This window comes from Allobosea spartocytisi (genome assembly GCF_014764685.1).
Classification (GTDB): domain Bacteria; phylum Pseudomonadota; class Alphaproteobacteria; order Rhizobiales; family Beijerinckiaceae; genus Allobosea; species Allobosea spartocytisi.
On sequence record NZ_JACXWY010000003.1, the window covers coordinates 275,179 to 292,936 of the forward strand.

The window sequence follows — 17,758 nt, forward strand, 5'->3', positions numbered from 1 at the left end:
TCGAGGCCGCGTCGGTCCGTTCTGGACAAAGTCGCAATCGGGAAAGCCCGTCCTAACCATTCCGGATGAAAGGAAGATAAATCACGGAAATTCAAGGCATAATGAAATTGCGACGCTTTGCCTGCGCCGGTGCGTGGGTCGGTTTGGACAGATTGAAAATGGACACTCCTCCCACCCTGCTGATCCTTGGAACACGCGGGATTCCGGCAGCGCATGGCGGTTTTGAGACCTTTGCGGAGAAACTTGCTCTGTTTCTCGTCGAGCGCGGCTGGCGCGTGGGCGTCTACTGCCAGGACGAGGTTCCGACCGTCACGCAACGGTTTCGCAGCGAAATGTGGCGCGGCATCGAGCTGATCCGGACGCAGGTCGCATCGGACGGACCGAAGGCGACGCTCGAATTCGACTGGCATTGCGTGCGGGATGCGGCACGACGCGACGCGGTGAGCCTCGTGCTCGGCTATAACGGGGCGGTCTTCCTGCCCTATCTGCGGCTGGCCGGGCGCAAGATCTTCACCAACATGGACGGCATCGAATGGCGCCGGCCGAAATGGTCCTTTCCGGTCCGCGCCTGGTTCTGGCTCAACGAATGGATCGCGGCCTGGTCGTCCAACCGGCTGGTGGCCGACCATCCCATCATCGCCGACCATCTGGCAACGCGGCGCCCGCGCTCGGCGACAGCCATGATCCCCTATGGCGGCGTGCCGATCCCGTCGGCGCCGATGGCTCCCCTGGCGAAGCTCGGTCTCGAAAGCGGCCGCTATCTCATCTCGATCGCCCGGATCGAGCCGGACAATTCGATCCTGACGCTGGTCGAGGCGTTCTCGCGCGAGCCGCGCGGCATGAAGCTCGTGGTCCTCGGCACGTTCTCGGACAAGATCGCGTATCACCGCGAGGTCATGGCCGCGACCGGGCCAGAGGTGCTGACGCCCGGCGGGATCTATGATGCCAGCATCGTGCAGGCGCTGCGCTTCCACGCACGCGCCTATATGCATGGTCATACGGTCGGCGGCACCAATCCGTCGCTGGTCGAGGCGCTCTGGGCCGGCAACCCGGTCATCGCGCATGACAATCCCTATAATCGCTGGACGGCGGGCGAGGCCGGGCTTTTCTTCAAGGATGAGGCCAGCTGCTCCGAGGCGATCGGCAGGCTGATCGCCGACGACATTCTCGCCGGGCGTCTGAAGAAGGCGGCCTTGTCGCGGGCGCAGGAAAAGTTCAAGTGGCAGGCCGTGCTCGAGCATTACGAGCGCGAGGCGCTGGCCTTGACGGGTGGGGCCGCGGCACCCGAACTGGCTGCCGTCAAGCTGGCCGACAAGAGCTCCGGATGAGCTTCAGCCGCCGGGCCGTCCTGGCGGGAGGCGTCGGGGCAACGCTGCTCGGCGCGAGGCCGGCGCAGGCCGTACAGCCGCTCGTTCTTCGGCGCGGGATCAATCTGTGGCCGTGGTTCTCGCTGACGCGGGAATTTCCGGCGCCGCGTACCGATTACGATTGGCCGCCCTTCCAGCTCGATCGTCCCGTTCCGACGGCGCGCGATCTCAGCCGGTTGCGTCGGGCGGGCTTCGATTTCGTGCGCATTCCCGTCGATCCCGGGCCGATCCTGGCCGCTGCGCCACGTGAGCGGGCGATCCTGCTGGACCAGGTCATGGCGGCGGTCGCATCGGCGCTCGGCCAAGGTTTCGCCGTCGTCCTCAATCTCCATGCCAATGCGGCCACGCATCACTGGACGCCGGCCCGTCTCTTCGGCAGCGAGGCCGCGCCGGGCTTTCCTGGCTATCTCGCTCTCATCGCGGAACTGGCGAGGCGGCTCGTGCGGCTGGGGCCGGACCGTGTCGCGCTCGAACCCGTCAACGAGCCGTTCCAGGCTTGCGGCGCCACCGAATGGGATCGGCTCCAGCGACGCATGCTCGGCGCCGCGCGAAGTGCTGCTCCCGATCTCACCCTGGTCGCGACGGGGGCTTGCGGCAGCATGATCGCCGGGCTGGAGCCGTTGAAGGCGAGCGCGCTCGCCGCCTTCGAGCCGCTGCTCTTCACCTTCCATTTCTACGAGCCCTACCTGTTCTCGCATCAGGGCGCGAAATGGATGAGCGAGCCGTTCTATCCCGCGCTCAACGCGGTGCCCTGGCCCGCGTCGCGCGGCACGCTGGAGACGACGCTTGCTGCCGTCCGCGCCCGGATGATGGAGCTCGGCCAGCCGGCATCGGGGAGCGGCGCCGCGACCTATCGGGAGACCGAGCGGGTGCTGAAGGAGTATTTCGACGCCCGGCCGGACCGCCCCTTCATCGAGGGTTATCTGCGCCAGGTCGGGGCCTGGGCGCAGCGCGAAAGCGTCGCGCCCGGCCGCGTCCTGATGGGCGAATTCGGGGCGGTCCGGACAGGCGCGGGCATCGCCGCATCGGCTCCCGCCGACCGCGCGCGCTATGTCAGGGATGTTCGAACGAGCGCCGAAGCGCTCGGTTTTCCCTGGGCATTCTGGAACCTGTTCGACAGCCTGGGGCTGCTGGTCGACGATGTCAGCCGGCAGCTCGACCCGGCCATGATCGAGGCGCTCGGGCTGAAGATGCCAGGCTGAGCGGCGCTGCCTTGGTCTGGCGCTCCGGGCGATAGAGGCAGAGTACGACGATCGCGAACTTGGCGGGCAGGTTCGTCTTCGTCGCGATGCTCTCCGAGCCGTTCAGGAGGACGATCCAGACGAGCATCGGCAGCCAGACGCCGCCCGCCCGCCCGATCCGCGCGAGCTCGTACATGAACAGGCCGAAGGCCACGGTCACCAGCGCGGTGACGATCGCGCCCTGGTAGAGCGTCATGCGGATGAAGGGGTTCTCGATGCCCCATTCCAGGCCGTTGACGCGCCGGAGCGTGTCGACGAGGTCGTTGTCGGGACCGAAGACGAGATCGCCCAGCGAGAACATGCCGAGCAGGTCGAGCATCTCCTTGCGCGCGTTGGCGCTGCCGCCATCGGAGACGAAGCGCGTCGCGAGGTCGTCGAAGAAGCCGATGGTCGCCAATCCGCCGATCGCGACCGGCAGCAGCGCCGCCAGCAGGCAGGCGATCGCGGCGCCGACGAGCGAGACCCGCCCGCCGCGCAACGAGGCGAACAGCATGGCGACGCCGTAGCAGAGGCCGAGCGCCAGCGAGACCAGCAGCGCCGTCCGGCCACCGAAGACGACGAGGGCGGCGCTCTGCAAGGCGATCAGCGTGCCGCGCACGGCCGGCGAGAGCGGGCGGGAGCCGCTGATCAACGCCATCAGATAGCACGCGGTGATCATGGCATTGGCCAGCGGATGGCCGTGCAGCGCGGCGGAGCGTGTGTCGGTCTCGAAGGCGATACCGTCGAAGCGGTAGGGGAAGAAGCGGGTCTGGGTGACGAATTCGACGAGCGCGAGCAGGGCGTTCAGCGTCATCACGACATGCAGCAGCGTGGTCAGTGTCGCCATGGTCTCGTCATCGGCGTCGGCGAGCAGGAAGACCAGCAGGCAGGCGGCGACATAGGTGTCGACCATGCCGCCGATGCCGGCGCCGCCGCGCAGGATGGTCACGACGATCACGGCGATGGTGACGACCAGCATCAGGAGCGTCGCCGGCCGGGCGCTGGCGAGGTGGATGGCGCGGCTGACCGGATCGCCGCTGGCGAGCACGCTCCAGCAGAAGAACAGAACGACCATATAGGTCGAGGGATGGATCTTGGTCGCGGCCGAGCCGGCGAGGCCGTCGTAATTGTAGCCGACGAGCCAGAGCATGCCGCCGGAGATGCAGAACAGCACGAGCACCGTGGCGACGAGGCCGATGCGGCTGATGCCGTCGAGCCGGGCCCAGCCCGGTGCCGCCCGCAGCCCGGCGGCGCGCATGAGGAGATTTTGCTGCATTTTCTTCACGCGAACCGGTGTCCACTTCGCTTGAAAATGCTCTAGCCGCGCCCGCCGGGATCGACGAGGATCGTGGCCGTGATCGAGCGGCCCATGATGCGCGCGGCCTCCATGGCCTGGACGATGTCCTGCTGGCGCGTGCCGTAGAGGCGTGCGACCAGCACGATCTCCTCGACCATGCCGACGAGCGGAGCGATCCTGACATTGCGGCCGAGCGCGCCGCCATCCATCACGACGAGGTCGAAATGCCGGCTGGCATCGGCGAGCATCCGCGCCGCGAAGGTCCGGCCGACATGCTTCTGCGGCGGGGCCTTGCGGCGCCCGCCGGACATCATCGCGACATCCTTGCTGGCGCCGAAATGGATCGATGATTCCAGGCTGCTTTCGCCGCGCAGCAGGTCCATCAGGCCGAGGCCGGTTTCCTCTGGCTCCTTTTCCAAATCGGCATCGATCAGCAGGAGGCGCTCGCCCTGCCCGAGGGCTGCTTCGGCAAGCTGGTCCGTCACACGCTCGCGATCGACAGCGTCGCTTTCGACCGAGGTCAGGAGCAGGCTGCGCGCCGCAGCGGCAACCGCTTCCGACGTATTGAACAGTCTGAGCAGGGCAAGCCCGGCCTCGCCATCGGGCCCGGACGGCACGGGCGGCACCTTGCGCAGGCGCCAGCGCTGCTTCGAAGCAGGCTTGCCCGGCCGCAGCACGGCGATAACCGGCGCGCCGATGAGCGCTTCGGCCTGGGCGCGGGAGATGAGATGGGGCGCGGCATATTCGCGAATCAGGGCCAGGCCTGCGCCAAGTCCGAGCCCGAGCATTCCGGCTGCGGCGACGAGCGGCAGGGTCGGCGGCCAGCTCGCCTGCTGCGGCGCCTGGGCGCGGCTGATGATACGGGCATTGGTGGTGTCGAGATTGGCCTGCTCGCGCGTTTCCTGCGCGCGCAGCAGGAAATTGGCATAGACGGTGCGGGCAGCCTCCAGGTCGCGCTGAAGATCGCGCAGCCGGACCGAAGCCTGGTCCGCTCCCTGTGTCTGCTGTGTCAGGGCTTCCAGCTTGCTGGCGAGGAGCTTCTCGTTGCCCTGCGCGCGCTCGTAATCGGTGCGGACGGATTGTTCGACGCGGGTGATCTCGGTCGCGATCATCCGGCGGATGGTGACGAGCTGGCTCTGGGCCGCCCCAATCGAGGGGTGGCGCGGGCCAAGCTGGCTCTGCAGGTCTGCCCCGCGCAGGACGAGCGCCGCCTCCTGCTCGCGCAGTTTGGCGATGACGGGAGACTGGATCGCCTCGGTCGAGTTGCCGGCGAGGCTGCCGCCACGGTGCTGCTGGGCGATCTGCTCGACCTGGGACTTGAGCGCAGCCGTCCGGGCCTGCGCCGCCGAAAGCTGATTGCTGATTTCGCCGAGTTGCTGGTCGCTGATCAACCGGCCTGAGGAGGCGACGAGATTGTTTTCCGCACGGTAGCGTTCGACGGCGTTCTCGGCCTTCTCGACGCGCTTGCGCTGTTCGGCGAGCCGGGCAGTCAGGGAGTCGGCTGCCTCGGTGGCCGCCTTGCTGCGGGCGTCAGCCTGGTCGGCGAGATAGGCTTCGGCGATGGCATTGGCGAGCCTGGCGGATTTCTCCGCGTCCTTCGTCGTCACGACGACGTCGACGACGAAGACCTTGTCGGCGCGCCGCACCGAGAATTTGCGGCGCAGGTTGGCGAGCGCCCGCGCCTCCGCGGGCGTCAGGCTCCCATCGGCGTTCGGCGGGTCGGCCGCGACCCGGCCGAGCAGACGCGACAGCAGGCCCTGGCCGTTGAACTCGCTGTCCTCGGCGAGCTTGGTCGTGCGGATCGCGCGCATCAGCACGCTGGTGGACTGGATGACGCTGGCCTGGCTCTCGACCTGCGCCAGCCCGCCATCCGGCGAGACGGAGCTCGGATTGACGTCGTTGCTGACGACGTTGCGGTCGCGCGGGTCGATCAGGAGCTGGGCTGATGCCGTGTAGAGGGGCGAAGTCACGACGCCATAGGCCAGTGTCAGGCCTGCGAGCAGGCCGGCAATGGCCAGAATCATGAAACGGCGGTGCCAGAGGATGCGCCAGAGCTCGGAGATCTCGACAGCGCCATCCTGACGCCGGCGATAAGCCTCCCGAGGAGCCGGCTGCACCGCTTCCTCCTGCCGATGATCGCTCGCAGCCAGGCTGGCCATTCCTCTACTCTACCAACACAACAACGCCGGCACCGCGGCCTTTCCCGGTCGCGATACCGCTGGGGACAATGGCATCGAGTCCTTAACAAGCCCCGCTCTACCCCCGCGCCACTGCGCCGGCAGGGCTAACGAAATCGAAATCCCGACATGGCAGGCTACCCTTCGCTCGCGGGCCGCCTGGTGCGCGCGGCCGCGTGGGATGGGGCATGCGACTGAGGTTGACTATCGGTGCTTCGCCGTTGCGGCGATGGCATCTGCTGCTGATCGATCGCCTGCGGAGCCTTCCGGGCCTCGAGCTGTCGCTTTGCCTGCCGGAGAGAGCTCCTGTCGACGGGAGCGGGCTCGGCCCTCTGTTTCGCGTCGAGGGCCTGCTCCATGGCTTGCGCCCCGACAGCCTGTTCGCCGTGGCTGAGCCCGGCGATGCGGCCGTTCCGATCAGCCGGCGGGCCGGCCTCGCCGATCTGGTTCTCGATCTCGGGGATGGGAGCGTGGCGGAAGCCGGGCGGCGCTGGACGCTGCATTTCGACGGCAAGGCGGGAGAAGATGCTCTGGTCGCCGCCCTACTCGGCGGCGGGATTCCCCTCGTCGAGCTCAGGGAAAGCGGCGATGTCGTCGCGGCGGGCCGGCCGGGCTCTGAAAGCGGCCGCATCCTCCTGGCGAAGCTGGACGATATCCTCAACCGGATCGTGACGCTGATCGTCGCTGCCATGGCCGGCGGACGATTGCGCGTTCCGGTTCTGCCTGCGACCGAGACGGGGCCGCCGACGCCGCCCGCCGCGCCGGCCGGCATCGCGAAGACGGTCGTCAAGGCCGGGATCGGGAAGGCGATCGAGCTGGTCTACCGGACCTGCTTCCACGCGCCGCATTGGCGGGTCGGCTGGCGCAAGCTCGACGGGCCCGACCTGTTCACCCTGCAACGGCATCCGGATAGCGGCTGGACCGACCTGCCGGATGACGGCACCCGCTTCTATGCCGACCCCTTTCCGATCCTGCACAAGGGCCGGGTCACGCTCTTCGTCGAGGATTTCGCCCATGCGGCCGGCAAGGGCATCATCTCGGCGGTCGCGTTCGGGCCGGACGGACCGCTGGGCCGGCCCGAACCCGTGTTCGAGCAGCCGGGCCACCTGTCCTATCCCTTCGTCTTCGCCCGCGACGACGAGGTCTGGATGATCCCGGAAAGCTGCAGCGCGGCGCGGGTCGATCTCTTCCGCGCCACGGCTTTTCCGGGTGGCTGGGTGAAGGAGGCGACCCTGATCGAGGGCGTGGTCGCGAGCGACGCCACCCTCATCGAGCAGGACGGGCGGTGGTGGCTGTTCGCAACGGTGCGCGACGGCGGCGGCTCGTTCTCGGACGCGCTGCACCTGTGGTCGGCGCCGGATTTCCGCGGCCCCTGGACGCCGCATCCGCGCAATCCCGTGCTGATCGACATCGCCTCGGCGCGGCCAGCCGGGCGGATGGTGCTGCGTGACGGGCAGTTGCTGCGCCCGGTGCAGGATTGCCGTCAGGGGTACGGCAAGGCGCTCGGCATCGCCCGCGTGACCCAACTCGACGACACGGGTTTCGCGCAGGAGGTCGAGACCATCCTGGAGGCGGGAGGGCCGCTCTGGCCCGGCCGGCGCCTGCACAGCCTGAACAGTGCCGGCGGGTTCGAGTTTATCGATGGCTCGGCGATGGTTCGGCGGAATCCGCTGGCGCGCCGGTAGCCGCCGGGCGCGAGCGCCAGTTCTTGATGGCGTGGCCCGCGCTGTCGGCGAGCATCGCCAGCCGGCCGACCAGCGTGCGCGCGCCCGTCACCGATTCCAGCGTCGCGGATTCCGTCGCGAAGCGCCGCTTGAAATCCTCGCCGCCGCACATGAAATCGACCATCTCGAGCCCCTGGTCGATCGACCACTGGATATAATCCATCATCAGGACCATGCCGGGCGAGGCACGCTCGAATTCCGGATCGTAGGTGGTGATGAACGCCATCATCCGGCGGCGCTGGACGACATTGATCGAGACGGCGACGATCGCACCGGCCAGTTCCAGCACGAAGACATGCAGGATGCCGAGCCGGGCCATGACGTCGACCAGCGCCGCGAGCGCAGGCGCGCCCTCGTCGAACAGATCGGAGGCGCGGCCATGCCGCTCCAGCCATTTGCGCTTGAGCGCGGCAACGCGAGTCAGCACCGGCTCCAGCGGCTCGTCGGGTCCCATCAGGCGGAAGCGGAGCTCGCCGCCTTCCTCCATGAATTTCCGGCCGCGCCGGTAGTTCTGCCGGGTCTTCTTCGACTGTGCCTCGAACCAGTCCGTGCCGCGCCGCCAGGGGCCGGCGACGCGATAGCTGATCTCGCTGCGGTGATTGGGGCGCAAGCGGCCGCTCGCGACGTCGGGCGCGATGATCCCCCGGATCGCCGCATCCGGCAGGAGGCGGTTGAGATACAGCATGTCGAAGCCGCCGGCCGCGGCGATCTCCCACCACAGGGCGGTGACGGCGTCGCGGTTCCGGTCAGGCGCGAGCAGGGCGTCGCCGTAGTCGCTATGCTCCTTGGCGGCCCATTCGAGCACGGTGACGCCGCGGCGGCGGATCGTGGCGAAGGGCAGGACAGCTTCGAGCGCGGCGCCGTTCCAGACCAGCCCGATCAGCAGGTCGCGATCGTCGCGGCGTGTTGCGGTGCGCCACCAGGCATCGACCCAGGCATGGCTCTGGAACACGAGCCCGTCGGCGCGCCGCCACAGGTCGTCCCAGGCCGGCGCGAGCACCGCGAGCCGCTCGTAGGAGGTGACGATCTCCAGTTCGCGGCCGGCTGCTGCGGTAACGCGCTTCCGCCCGGTCACGACTGGGTTTCCTCGATCTCGGGCGCGGTCTGCCGGGCCGCGCGGGGGCGCAGACGCAGCTTGATCTGGCGCCACATCCGCTTCAGCGGCATGAGATAGAGGCCCGAAAGCGACTGGTAGTCGCGGACATTGCGCTCCATCAGCCCGAACTTGAAGTCCTCGTCCGGCTTCGGCACGCAGAGCGTCCCGAAGAAGCGATCCCAGAACGAGAAGAGCAGGCCGAAATTCTTGTCGTAATGGCGCGGGTCGACGCTGTGGTGCAACTGGTGCCAGTGCGGGCAGAGCACGACGCTGTTGAGCGGCCCGAACGAGATCTTGAAATGCGTGTGCCTGACGAAATCCATCATCAGGATATTGCGCATCACATAGACGTTGATGCCAAAGACGGTAAGCTCGACGAGGTTGAGCGAGACAAGCGACCAGATGCCAAAGCAGATGCCGGGAATGACCCCGTCCCAGGCGCGGTTCATCAGTTCGTCCAGCGGGTGGACGCGGTCCTTGGTGATGCCGACCATGACTTCGGCGGAGTGATGGACCTTGTGCAGCTCCCACAGGATCGGGAAGCGATGCTGCGCGACATGGTACAGGTAATAGGAGATGTCGTAGGCGAGCAGCATCGTCACGGTGAAGATGACCGTGGTGAGCGGGCCGGCCGGGCCCGGGATCAGGGGCGGATCGATGTGGAAGAGCGTCGCCAGCACCCGGTTGGTCGCATAGCCGACCGCGACGACGAAGGTGATCCCCGCCGGCAGCATCAGGAAGGGCATGATCGCCTTGCGCGTGACCCAGAACAGCAGGTCCGCCTTCGCCGAAGGATGCATGATGATCTCATGCGGGAACACGAAATCGAAGAACTCGCGGAAGCTGCGCTCCTTCGTCGTCCTGAGATAGGCGACCAGCGCGCTGACGAGCGCCGTCAGCAGGAGCATTCCGGTCGCGATCAGGCTCGTCGCCGAGATCTTGTCGAGGATCTTTCCGACGAAGTCGGTCATTTGCGCAAACATCGGCATCTCAATCATCGATGCGGGGCCACATCTTTGGCACGCAGGTGATTAAGGCTTCGGCCGATGCGATGAAAGACCGTTGCTCAGGGTTAAGCCATTTCTGGTTAAGCCCGGGCGACCGCACTCGCAGAATAAAGAGGCGGCCCTGCGGCCGCCTTTTAAAATCTGCACAGCCTCACCTTGAGTGAGACGAATTCCGCACAGGCTCAGCTTAAGCGAGATAGGCCTTGAGCTCCTATGAGATTTGGGGCGGGGATAGCCGTCTCCAGGCTCATTTTGAATGAGATCTTACAGTAGGCGCGCCGGGCGCCAGGCAAGACGCACGCCAGAGCGAATTGTCGCTTGTCTCGCATGGTTACTCAGCCGCGTGCGCATAGGCGAGTGGCGAAGTCTCGGCGCTCGGCCCGGCCTCGACCTCATGGGCGGTTGCGACCGTCGGCTTGATCCGGAACCACGCAGCATAAAGCGCCGGCAGGAAGAGCAGGATGAGCACCGTCCCGACCGCCGTGCCGCCGATCAGCGTATAGGCCATCGAACCCCAGAAGACGGAGTGGGTCAGGGGAATGAAGGCCAGGACCGCGGCGAGCGCCGTCAGGATGACCGGCCGCGTGCGCTGAACCGTCGCTTCGATGACGGCATGATAGTCATCGAGCCCCGCGATCTGGTTCTCCTTGATCTGGTCGGTCAGGATCAAGGTGTTGCGCATCAGGATGCCCGCCAGCCCGATGAGGCCCAGGATCGCGTTGAAGCCGAAGGGCTGGTTGAAGGCCAGCAGCGTCGGCACCACGCCGATCAGGCCGAGCGGGGCTGTGAACAGCACCATCGTCATCATCGAGAACGACCGCACCTGGACCATGACGACGATCAGGGTCACGGCGATCATCAGCGGAAAAATCTTGCCGAGAGCATCGTTCGCCTTGGCTGCCTCCTCGATCGAGCCGCCCATGTCGATGCGATAGCCGGCCGGCAGCGCGTCGATCAGCGGCTGGAGCGCGGCCCGCACCTGCTTGGAGACCTCCGGAGGCTGCGTCGCCTCGTTAACTTCCGAACGGACCGTGATTGTCGGCATCCGATCGCGCCGCTTCAGCACCGGCTCCTCGTAGCGGATCTCAGAGTGTCCGATCTGGTCGAGGGGGATCTGCCGCCCGTCCCGACTCATCAGGGAGAAGTCGGCGAGGCGCGTCGGGTCGAGACGTTCGGCGCCGGCGCTGCGGGCGATGACCGGCACGTTGCGGATGTCTTCCCGGACCTGTGTGACCGGCACCCCGCTCAGCAGGAACTGGAGCTGCTGGCCGACCTGCGCCGGCGACAGGCCGATCAGGTTGAGGCGGTCCTGGTCCGGCACGAAGCGCAGGACCGGCGTGCGGTTGCCCCAGTCGCGGTTCGCTTCCCGGACATCGGGGATGCCCCGCATGACCTGCAGGGCCTGTTCGGAGATCTTGTAGAGTTCAGCCGGGTCGGGACCGACGATGCGGAACTCGACGGGGAATACCGAGGGAGGCCCGAAGACGAATTGCGTGGCGCGGACATAGGCCTCGGGCGCGAGCCCGTTCGAGATCTCCTCTCGCAGCCGAAGCTTGAGCTCTTCACGCGCATGGGCATCCGGCGTCAGCACGACGATCTTGGCGAAAGCCGGATCGGGCAGCTCCGGCGAAAGCGCGAGGAAGAAGCGCGGCGCGCCCTGACCGACATAGCTGGTGACAATCTTGGCTTCGGGCTGCCGTTCGAGCCAGCGCTCGAGCTTTTGGACTGCGGCGGTCGTGGTCTCGATGCTGCTGCCTTCCGGCAGGCGGATTTCGACGAGCACCTCGGGCCGGTCGGAGGTGGGGAAGAACTGCTGCTTCAGCCCGCCCATGCCGACGCCGGAGAGAGCGAAGGCGATGCCGACGATCGCGCAGGTCAGGAACTTGTGGTCGACGGCGAAGGTGATGAGCCGCCGCAGACGCCGATAGTTCGGCGTGTCGTAGATCGCGTGCGTACCGCCTTCGATCGGCTTGATCTCCGGCAGCATCTTGACGCCGAGATAGGGCGTGAACACCACCGCCACGATCCAGGACACGATCAGCGCGAAGCCGACCACCCAGAAGATGTTGCCGGCGTATTCGCCGGCCGTGGAAGAGGCGAAGCCGACGGGCAGGAAGCCGGCGATCGTCACCAGCGTGCCCGAGAGCATGGGCGCGGCAGTATGGCTCCAGGCATAGGCGGCCGCCTTGATGCGGTCCATGCCCTCTTCCATCTTCACGACCATGACCTCGATGGCGATGATGGCGTCGTCGACGAGGAGGCCGAGCGCCAGGATCAGCGCGCCGAGCGTGATGCGGTCGAAGAACCGGCCGGTCTCCAGCATGATGAAGAAGACGGCCGCGAGCGTGATGGGGATCGCCGCGGCAACCACGATCCCGACGCGCCAGCCGAGGCTGAGCAGGCTGACCAGCAGCACGACGCCGAGCGCCATCGCGAACTTCATCATGAACTCGTCGACGGACGCGGCGATGTTGACCGCCTGGTCCGTTACCTTTTCGAGCGACATGCCGAGCGGTAATGTCCGGCCGATCGCGGCGGTCTTGCTCTCGAGATCCTTCCCGAGCGTCAGCCCGTTCCAGCCGTCCTGCATCACTGCGGCGAGCATGAGACTGGGCTCGCCCTGATGCCGGATGATGAAGCTCGGCGGGTCCTCGTAGCCGCGGCGGACATCCGCGATGTCGGACAGCTTGAGGGTCCGGCCTCCGGCGACGATCGGCGTGTCGGCGATGGCCTGGACGCCCTCATAGGCGCCGTCGACCCGGATGAAGACGCGCGGGCCCTTGGTGTCGACCGAGCCCGCCGCCGTGACCGTATTCTGACGCTGCAGGGCGGTGACGATGTCCTGGGCGGAAACGCCCAGCGTCGCGAGCTTCGCATAGGAAAACTCGACGAAGATCTGCTGGGGGCGCTCGCCAAGGATGTTGACCTTCTTGACGCCGGGAACGTGCAGGAGATCCTGCCGAATGGTTTCGGCTTGCCGCGCCAGCTCCCGCATGGGCAGACCCTGCGCCTTCAGCGCATAGAGCGCGAAGCTGACGTCGGAATACTCGTCATTGACGAAGGGACCGAGCACGCCGGGCGGTAGGTTGCGCGCCTCGTCGGCGAGCTTCTTCCTCGCCTGATAGAACTCCTCCTGCACCTTGGAAGGCGGCGTGGCGTCCTTCAGGTTGACCGTGAGGTAGGCATAGCCCGGTCGTGTCGTCGTCTCGACGCGGTCGTACCAGGCGAGCTCCTGCAGCCGCTTCTCCAGCGGCTCGGCGACGAGGTCCTGCATCTCGCGGGCCGTCGCGCCAGGCCAGACGGAGGTGACCGTCAGCGTCTTGATGGTGAAGCTCGGATCCTCGGCACGCCCGAGCTTGACGAAGGCGTAGGCGCCAGCCGCGACGAGCAGGAGGATCGTGAAGAGGGTGACGGCGCGTTCGCGGACCGCGATGGCCGAGAGATTGAAGCTCATCGCGAGGCCGCCTTGACGTTCGAGGAAGTCCGGACCGGCTGGCCTTCGCGCAGGAGATGCGCCCCGAGCGACACGATCTGGCGGCCGGCCTGCAGCCCCGAGACGACCGCCGTCTCGCTTGTGACGCGAACGAGACGCACGGGTTGGAACGTCACGGCGGAGCCCGCATCGTCGAGAAGCCAGACGCCGGTCTTCTGGCCGTCGTCGAGAACTGCTCCGAGCGGAATCTCCGTCTCGGCGTCAGTCGCCATATCGGACAAGCGGACCGTAACGGTTGCGCCCAAAGGCGCCAGCGCAGCCTCGCTTTCGAGGACATAGCGAGCCTCATAGGTCCGGGTCTGCGGATCGGCCGAGTCGGATAGCTGGCGCAGAGTGGCGCGGAAGCTGCGCCCCGCGACGCCGTAGAGCGTCGCCTGCGCGGCGGAGCCGATCGGGGGCCTGACCGTTTCGGGCAGGACCACCAACGCCTCTCGCGGGCCCGTCTGCGCGAGCCGGGCGACCACCTGCCCTGCCGCGACGACCTGCCCGGGCTCCGCCAGGGTCTCGACGATGATCCCGTCCGCGTCGGCGACCAGCACGGCATAGTTGAGTTCGTTTTCCGCGACATTCGCCTCGGCTTCTGCCGCGGCGGCCTGGGCCTTGGCGGTGTCGAGCGCGGCCTTCGCCTGCTCGTAGCGCTGGGGGCTGGCGGCGAACCCGTTCTTCACGAGCACCGCGTAGCGCGCCTCGTCGGCCGTCGCCTGCGTCAGCACGGCCCGGGCGGCGATGGCCGCGTTGCGCTTGGCGGTGAGCGCCAACCGCAGATCGGTCTCGTCAACCCGCAGAAGCGGCTGTCCCGCCTTCACGGACTGGCCGATATTGACCAGCCGTTCGACGACCTTGCCCGGGACGCGAAAGCCGAGATTGCTCTGGACGCGTGCCGCAATGACGCCCGTAAAGCGCCGGTCGGCGCCTGTGACCGGGCTTGCCGTCGACACGCGCACGATCGGCGGTTCCTGCCGGGAGTCGACAGCCGCCAAAGGAGCGGCTTTGTGCCCGATCAGCATAACGGCGCCCCCGATCCCGGCGGCGACCACGATGCCCCCGACTGCGAGCAGGGCGAACCGGGATTTCCTTGTCATGATGCTTACCAAATAGATTGCGTCCGACATCTATGACGGTTATAGAGTGTGAACGCAATCTAATTTTTTGGAGCACGGCATGCGGGTCTCCCGAGAGCAAGCGGCACAGAACAGGGAGCGGGTGATCGAGACGGCGAGCCGGCTCTTTCGCGAGCACGGCTTCGACGGCATTGGCCTCAAGGACCTGATGGCCGGAGCCGGCCTGACGCAGGGCGGCTTCTACAAGCAGTTCGCCTCGAAGGATGAATTGACAGCGCTGGCATCGCGGCGAGCGATCGCCAGTTCGGCCGAGCGCTGGTCGTCCGCAGCCGCCTCTCGCCCGGACGACCCGCTCTCGGCCGTGGCGGAGTTCTACCTCAGCCCGGAGCACGTCGCGGAGCGCGCCGAAGGATGCGCGTTCGTCGCGCTCGCATCCGACGCGGCCCGGCAGGGCCCGGAGGTGAAGGCCGAGTTCGAAGCCGGCATCCGCGCGAACCTCGACATGATCGCAAGCCTGTCCGGTGAGGAGAACAGCGATGCGCTTCTGGCAAAACTGTCGATGATGGTCGGTGCGGTCCTGCTGTCGAGGACGGTCAACGACGAAACGCTGGCGCGCCGGATCCTGAACGCAGCCGGCTCCCAGCTTGAGGGCCATGCGAAGACGACCAACGGCGTGCAGTAGGCGCCGCAGAAACCGCGCTCGACGGACCGCAATCGGGCCTCAATCCGCTTCGATCCGAGGTCCACGTCGTCAGTGGCCCCCATCGTCCTGCTTCCCGCGGATCCAGCCGCCCTCGGCACGCTGGCGGGCCTGCCGGTCCGCCATGCCGCGCCAGGTACCGTGCGACTTCGCCACCACCGGTATGGCAGATATCGCCGACCGGTTTTCCCAATCGGACGGCGAACATGGGGTGTCGGTGTTGAGCGGAAGCGATTGATCCTCGATGCGGATCGCTCGTAAGCTTGCAACCGGACACAGCATCGACCGCACGGACTATGCCGCCGCCTCCGGTCGGCCGGGACATCGGCAAAAGCAGATCTGCTTTTTCGACACTGGTCGGGCTCGGTTTGCAGATCTTCCGTCGACTCGGGCTGGATTATCGCACACAGGCAGCGGTCAAATCGGCAATCTCATGAGGCCACTCCACAAATATTGGCTCGATGGAGACGAAGGCCTCTTGCCATGCGGGGCCACGAACAGCCGCATCTGAAAGGCAGCGTCATGGGACTTCGCTTCATCTTCATGCTGACGCGCAACGACCGCACGGTCGAGGACGCCGCGCAGCAGCTGCAGATTGCGCTCAGCCTCGGCGTCCGCCATATCGGCTTCAAGGATATCGGTCTCCCGATCTCGCAGCTCAAGGCACTGAACGCTGCGATCAAGGCGGGGGGAGCGACCTCCTATCTCGAGGTCGTCTCGCTCGACCGCGACAGCGAGACCGCATCGGCCAGGGCCGCCCTCGACATCGGTGTCGACATGCTGCTCGGCGGCACCCACGCCGAGGATGTGCTGCCGATCATTGCAGGCTCGTCGATCCAATACTGCCCCTTCCCTGGGCGCATCGTCGGCCACCCAAGCGTGCTGGAAGGCAGCATCGAGGAGATCGTCGACAGCGCGAGGTCGCTCGCCGCGCGCGACGGCGTGCATGGGCTCGATCTCCTCGCCTATCGCTCCAAGGGCGACGTTCCAGCCCTGATGATGGCGGTCTGTAAGGCGGTCTCGAAGCCGGTCTACATCGCCGGGTCGATCGACACGCCCGAGCGCATCGCCATCGTGAAGGAGGCTGGTGCAGCCGGCTTCACCATCGGCACTGCCGCTCTTGACGGCAAGTACCCCGCCGGCAGCAAGAGCGTGCCCGACCAGCTCTCCGCCATCATCCGCGACGTCGCGCGGCTGAACAACCATCTCTCGCCGTTCAGCAAGAACAACCTCGCCGCCTCCTTCGCGGGGTTGCCGACCTCCGGCGAGGCCGTCGTCCCCGGCCGCATCAACGGAATGGCGATCAAGCTCGTCCGCATCGAGTCCCCCTCTGCCTGGCGCTTCGAGCTGAACGACGACAAGCTCGTCTTCGTGCACAGGGGCACCCTGCTCATGGAGTTTCGCGATCGCGAGGAAACCGTAGGCGAGGGCGAATTCATCGTGATTCCGCATGGCGTCGAGCATCGGCCGGCTGCGTCCACGGGCTCCTGCGAGGCCGTGGTCATCGCGCCGGCTTGAGGCCCGCCGAGGCGTTGGACGACCGCGATTGGCATACCCGCCTCGCGGAGGTCGCTTTTATGATCGCGTGACCGAAGGCACGGTCCCTGACCTAAGCGAAACCCGAAAGCTCATGGGCGACATAGGGCTCCTCCAGGGCGGCGATCTCCGTCTCGGAGAGCCTCAAAGGCAGCGCCGCCAGCGCATCATCGAGCTGCGCCATCTTGGTGGCACCGATCAGAGGCGCCGTGACGCCGTTCTTGTGCAGCAGCCAGGCCAGCGCGATCTGGGCGCGCGGAACCCCGCGCTGTTCTGCGATGTCCCCCACACGGTCGACCACGGCGCGGTCGGCGCTCTTTGACTTGTCGTAAAAGCCCTTGCCGACCTCATCGGCCGCGGCACGCGCCGTCGCCGGCTCGTCCTGCCAGGGCCGCGTCAGCCGGCCGCGCGCCAGCGGCGACCAAGGAACCACGCCGATGCCCTCGGAACGGCAGAGCGGCAGCATCTCGCGCTCCTCCTCGCGGTAGAGGAGGTTCAGATGGTTCTGCATCGAAACGAACGGCGCCCAGCCATGCTGGCGCTGCAAGCCCAGCGCCTTCATGAATTGCCAGGCATGCATGGAGGACGCGCCGAGATAGCGCGCCTTGCCCGCCTTCACGACGTCGCTCAACGCCTCCAGCGTCTCCTCGATCGGTGTCTCGTAGTCCCAGCGATGGATCTGGTAGAGATCGACATAGTCGGTGCCGAGGCGCTTCAGGCTGGCGTCGATCTCGGAGAAGATCGCCTTGCGCGAAAGGCCCTGGCCGTTCGCGTCGGGACGCATCCGGCCATAGACCTTGGTGGCGATGACGACGGCCTCGCGCGTCGTGAAGTCGCGGATGGCGCGGCCGAGCACCTCCTCGCTGGCGCCGTCCGAATAGACATTCGCCGTGTCGAAGAAGTTGATGCCGGCTTCCAGCGCCTTGCGGATGAAGGGGCGCCCCTCCTCCTCACCCATCACCCAGCTGTGATTGCCGCGGGTTGGGTCGCCATAGCTCATGCAGCCCAGGGCGATGCGCGATACTTTGAGGCCGCTGCGGCCGAGATTGCGATAGTCCATGATGTCCTCGGAACGGATCG

The 17,758-nt window shown here is 66.8% G+C and carries 12 protein-coding genes; 5 read left to right on the forward strand and 7 right to left on the reverse strand.

Annotated elements, in window-relative coordinates:
• The first annotated feature begins 158 nt into the window (after positions 1 to 158).
• Positions 159 to 1,328: a DUF1972 domain-containing protein gene (locus tag IED13_RS06710; RefSeq protein ID WP_191123742.1), complete on the forward strand. Its 1,170-nt coding sequence runs from the start codon at positions 159 to 161 to the stop codon at positions 1,326 to 1,328.
• Positions 1,325 to 2,569 carry a glycoside hydrolase family 5 protein gene (locus IED13_RS06715; protein WP_191123743.1) on the forward strand — a complete coding sequence of 415 codons (1,245 nt, stop codon included), beginning with the start codon at positions 1,325 to 1,327 and terminating at the stop codon, positions 2,567 to 2,569. The genes IED13_RS06710 and IED13_RS06715 overlap by 4 nt, the downstream gene beginning before the upstream one ends.
• Here IED13_RS06715 and IED13_RS06720 read toward each other — a convergent pair.
• A complete protein-coding gene (locus IED13_RS06720; RefSeq protein ID WP_191123744.1) occupies positions 2,511 to 3,863 on the reverse strand; it encodes a VpsF family polysaccharide biosynthesis protein in 1,353 nt (450 codons plus the stop codon). The genes IED13_RS06715 and IED13_RS06720 overlap by 59 nt on opposite strands.
• A 41-nt stretch (positions 3,864 to 3,904) precedes the next feature.
• On the reverse strand, positions 3,905 to 6,043 hold the full coding sequence (locus IED13_RS06725; protein ID WP_191123745.1) for a GumC family protein: 2,139 nt from the start codon (positions 6,041 to 6,043) through the stop codon (positions 3,905 to 3,907).
• A 206-nt stretch (positions 6,044 to 6,249) separates the two neighbouring features.
• Between IED13_RS06725 and IED13_RS06730 the strand changes: the two genes are divergently transcribed.
• Complete coding sequence (locus tag IED13_RS06730; protein WP_191123746.1) at positions 6,250 to 7,746, forward strand: glucosamine inositolphosphorylceramide transferase family protein; 1,497 nt, start codon at positions 6,250 to 6,252, stop codon at positions 7,744 to 7,746.
• Here IED13_RS06730 and IED13_RS06735 read toward each other — a convergent pair.
• The 4 genes from IED13_RS06735 to IED13_RS06750 all read right to left on the reverse strand — a co-directional run bounded on the left by IED13_RS06735 (position 7,697) and on the right by IED13_RS06750 (position 14,463).
• Positions 7,697 to 8,860: a GNAT family N-acetyltransferase gene (locus tag IED13_RS06735; protein ID WP_191123747.1), complete on the reverse strand. Its 1,164-nt coding sequence runs from the start codon at positions 8,858 to 8,860 to the stop codon at positions 7,697 to 7,699. The two genes, IED13_RS06730 and IED13_RS06735, sit on opposite strands and share 50 nt — an antisense overlap.
• Entirely contained in the window at positions 8,857 to 9,852 is a 996-nt protein-coding gene (locus tag IED13_RS06740; protein ID WP_142022206.1) for a sterol desaturase family protein, read from the reverse strand. Before IED13_RS06740 ends, IED13_RS06735 begins: the two co-directional genes overlap by 4 nt.
• Positions 9,853 to 10,219: 367 nt before the next feature.
• A complete protein-coding gene (locus IED13_RS06745; protein ID WP_191123748.1) occupies positions 10,220 to 13,342 on the reverse strand; it encodes an efflux RND transporter permease subunit in 3,123 nt (1,040 codons plus the stop codon).
• Positions 13,339 to 14,463, reverse strand: a complete 1,125-nt coding sequence (locus IED13_RS06750; RefSeq protein WP_191123749.1) for an efflux RND transporter periplasmic adaptor subunit — start codon at positions 14,461 to 14,463, stop codon at positions 13,339 to 13,341. Before IED13_RS06750 ends, IED13_RS06745 begins: the two co-directional genes overlap by 4 nt.
• Positions 14,464 to 14,542: 79 nt before the next feature.
• Between IED13_RS06750 and IED13_RS06755 the strand changes: the two genes are divergently transcribed.
• Together IED13_RS06755 and IED13_RS29170 are read left to right on the forward strand one after the other, a co-directional pair.
• Positions 14,543 to 15,124: a TetR/AcrR family transcriptional regulator gene (locus IED13_RS06755; RefSeq protein WP_133560543.1), complete on the forward strand. Its 582-nt coding sequence runs from the start codon at positions 14,543 to 14,545 to the stop codon at positions 15,122 to 15,124.
• 540 nt (positions 15,125 to 15,664) lie between these two features.
• Complete coding sequence (locus IED13_RS29170) at positions 15,665 to 16,660, forward strand: cupin (protein ID WP_191123750.1); 996 nt, start codon at positions 15,665 to 15,667, stop codon at positions 16,658 to 16,660.
• A 91-nt stretch (positions 16,661 to 16,751) separates the two neighbouring features.
• Here the strand turns inward: IED13_RS29170 and IED13_RS06765 are convergent, their stop codons facing one another.
• The gene (locus IED13_RS06765; RefSeq protein WP_191123751.1) at positions 16,752 to 17,738 is read right to left on the reverse strand and encodes an aldo/keto reductase; all 987 of its coding nucleotides are present in this window, start codon (positions 17,736 to 17,738) and stop codon (positions 16,752 to 16,754) included.
• Positions 17,739 to 17,758: the final 20 nt, after the last annotated feature.

Excerpts from the sequence above, each read along its gene's own strand:
- IED13_RS06710 (WP_191123742.1), top strand. The coding sequence starts at position 159 with ATGGACACTCCTCCCACCCTGCTGATCCTTGGAACACGCGGGATTCCG.
- IED13_RS06715 (WP_191123743.1), top strand. The coding sequence starts at position 1,325 with ATGAGCTTCAGCCGCCGGGCCGTCCTGGCGGGAGGCGTCGGGGCAACG.
- IED13_RS06720 (WP_191123744.1), bottom strand. The coding sequence starts at position 3,863 with ATGCAGCAAAATCTCCTCATGCGCGCCGCCGGGCTGCGGGCGGCACCG.
- IED13_RS06725 (WP_191123745.1), bottom strand. The coding sequence starts at position 6,043 with ATGGCCAGCCTGGCTGCGAGCGATCATCGGCAGGAGGAAGCGGTGCAG.
- IED13_RS06730 (WP_191123746.1), top strand. The coding sequence starts at position 6,250 with ATGCGACTGAGGTTGACTATCGGTGCTTCGCCGTTGCGGCGATGGCAT.
- IED13_RS06740 (WP_142022206.1), bottom strand. The coding sequence starts at position 9,852 with ATGACCGACTTCGTCGGAAAGATCCTCGACAAGATCTCGGCGACGAGC.
- IED13_RS06745 (WP_191123748.1), bottom strand. The coding sequence starts at position 13,342 with ATGAGCTTCAATCTCTCGGCCATCGCGGTCCGCGAACGCGCCGTCACC.
- IED13_RS06750 (WP_191123749.1), bottom strand. The coding sequence starts at position 14,463 with ATGACAAGGAAATCCCGGTTCGCCCTGCTCGCAGTCGGGGGCATCGTG.
- IED13_RS06755 (WP_133560543.1), top strand. The coding sequence starts at position 14,543 with ATGCGGGTCTCCCGAGAGCAAGCGGCACAGAACAGGGAGCGGGTGATC.
- IED13_RS29170 (WP_191123750.1), top strand. The coding sequence starts at position 15,665 with ATGGGACTTCGCTTCATCTTCATGCTGACGCGCAACGACCGCACGGTC.
- IED13_RS06765 (WP_191123751.1), bottom strand. The coding sequence starts at position 17,738 with ATGGACTATCGCAATCTCGGCCGCAGCGGCCTCAAAGTATCGCGCATC.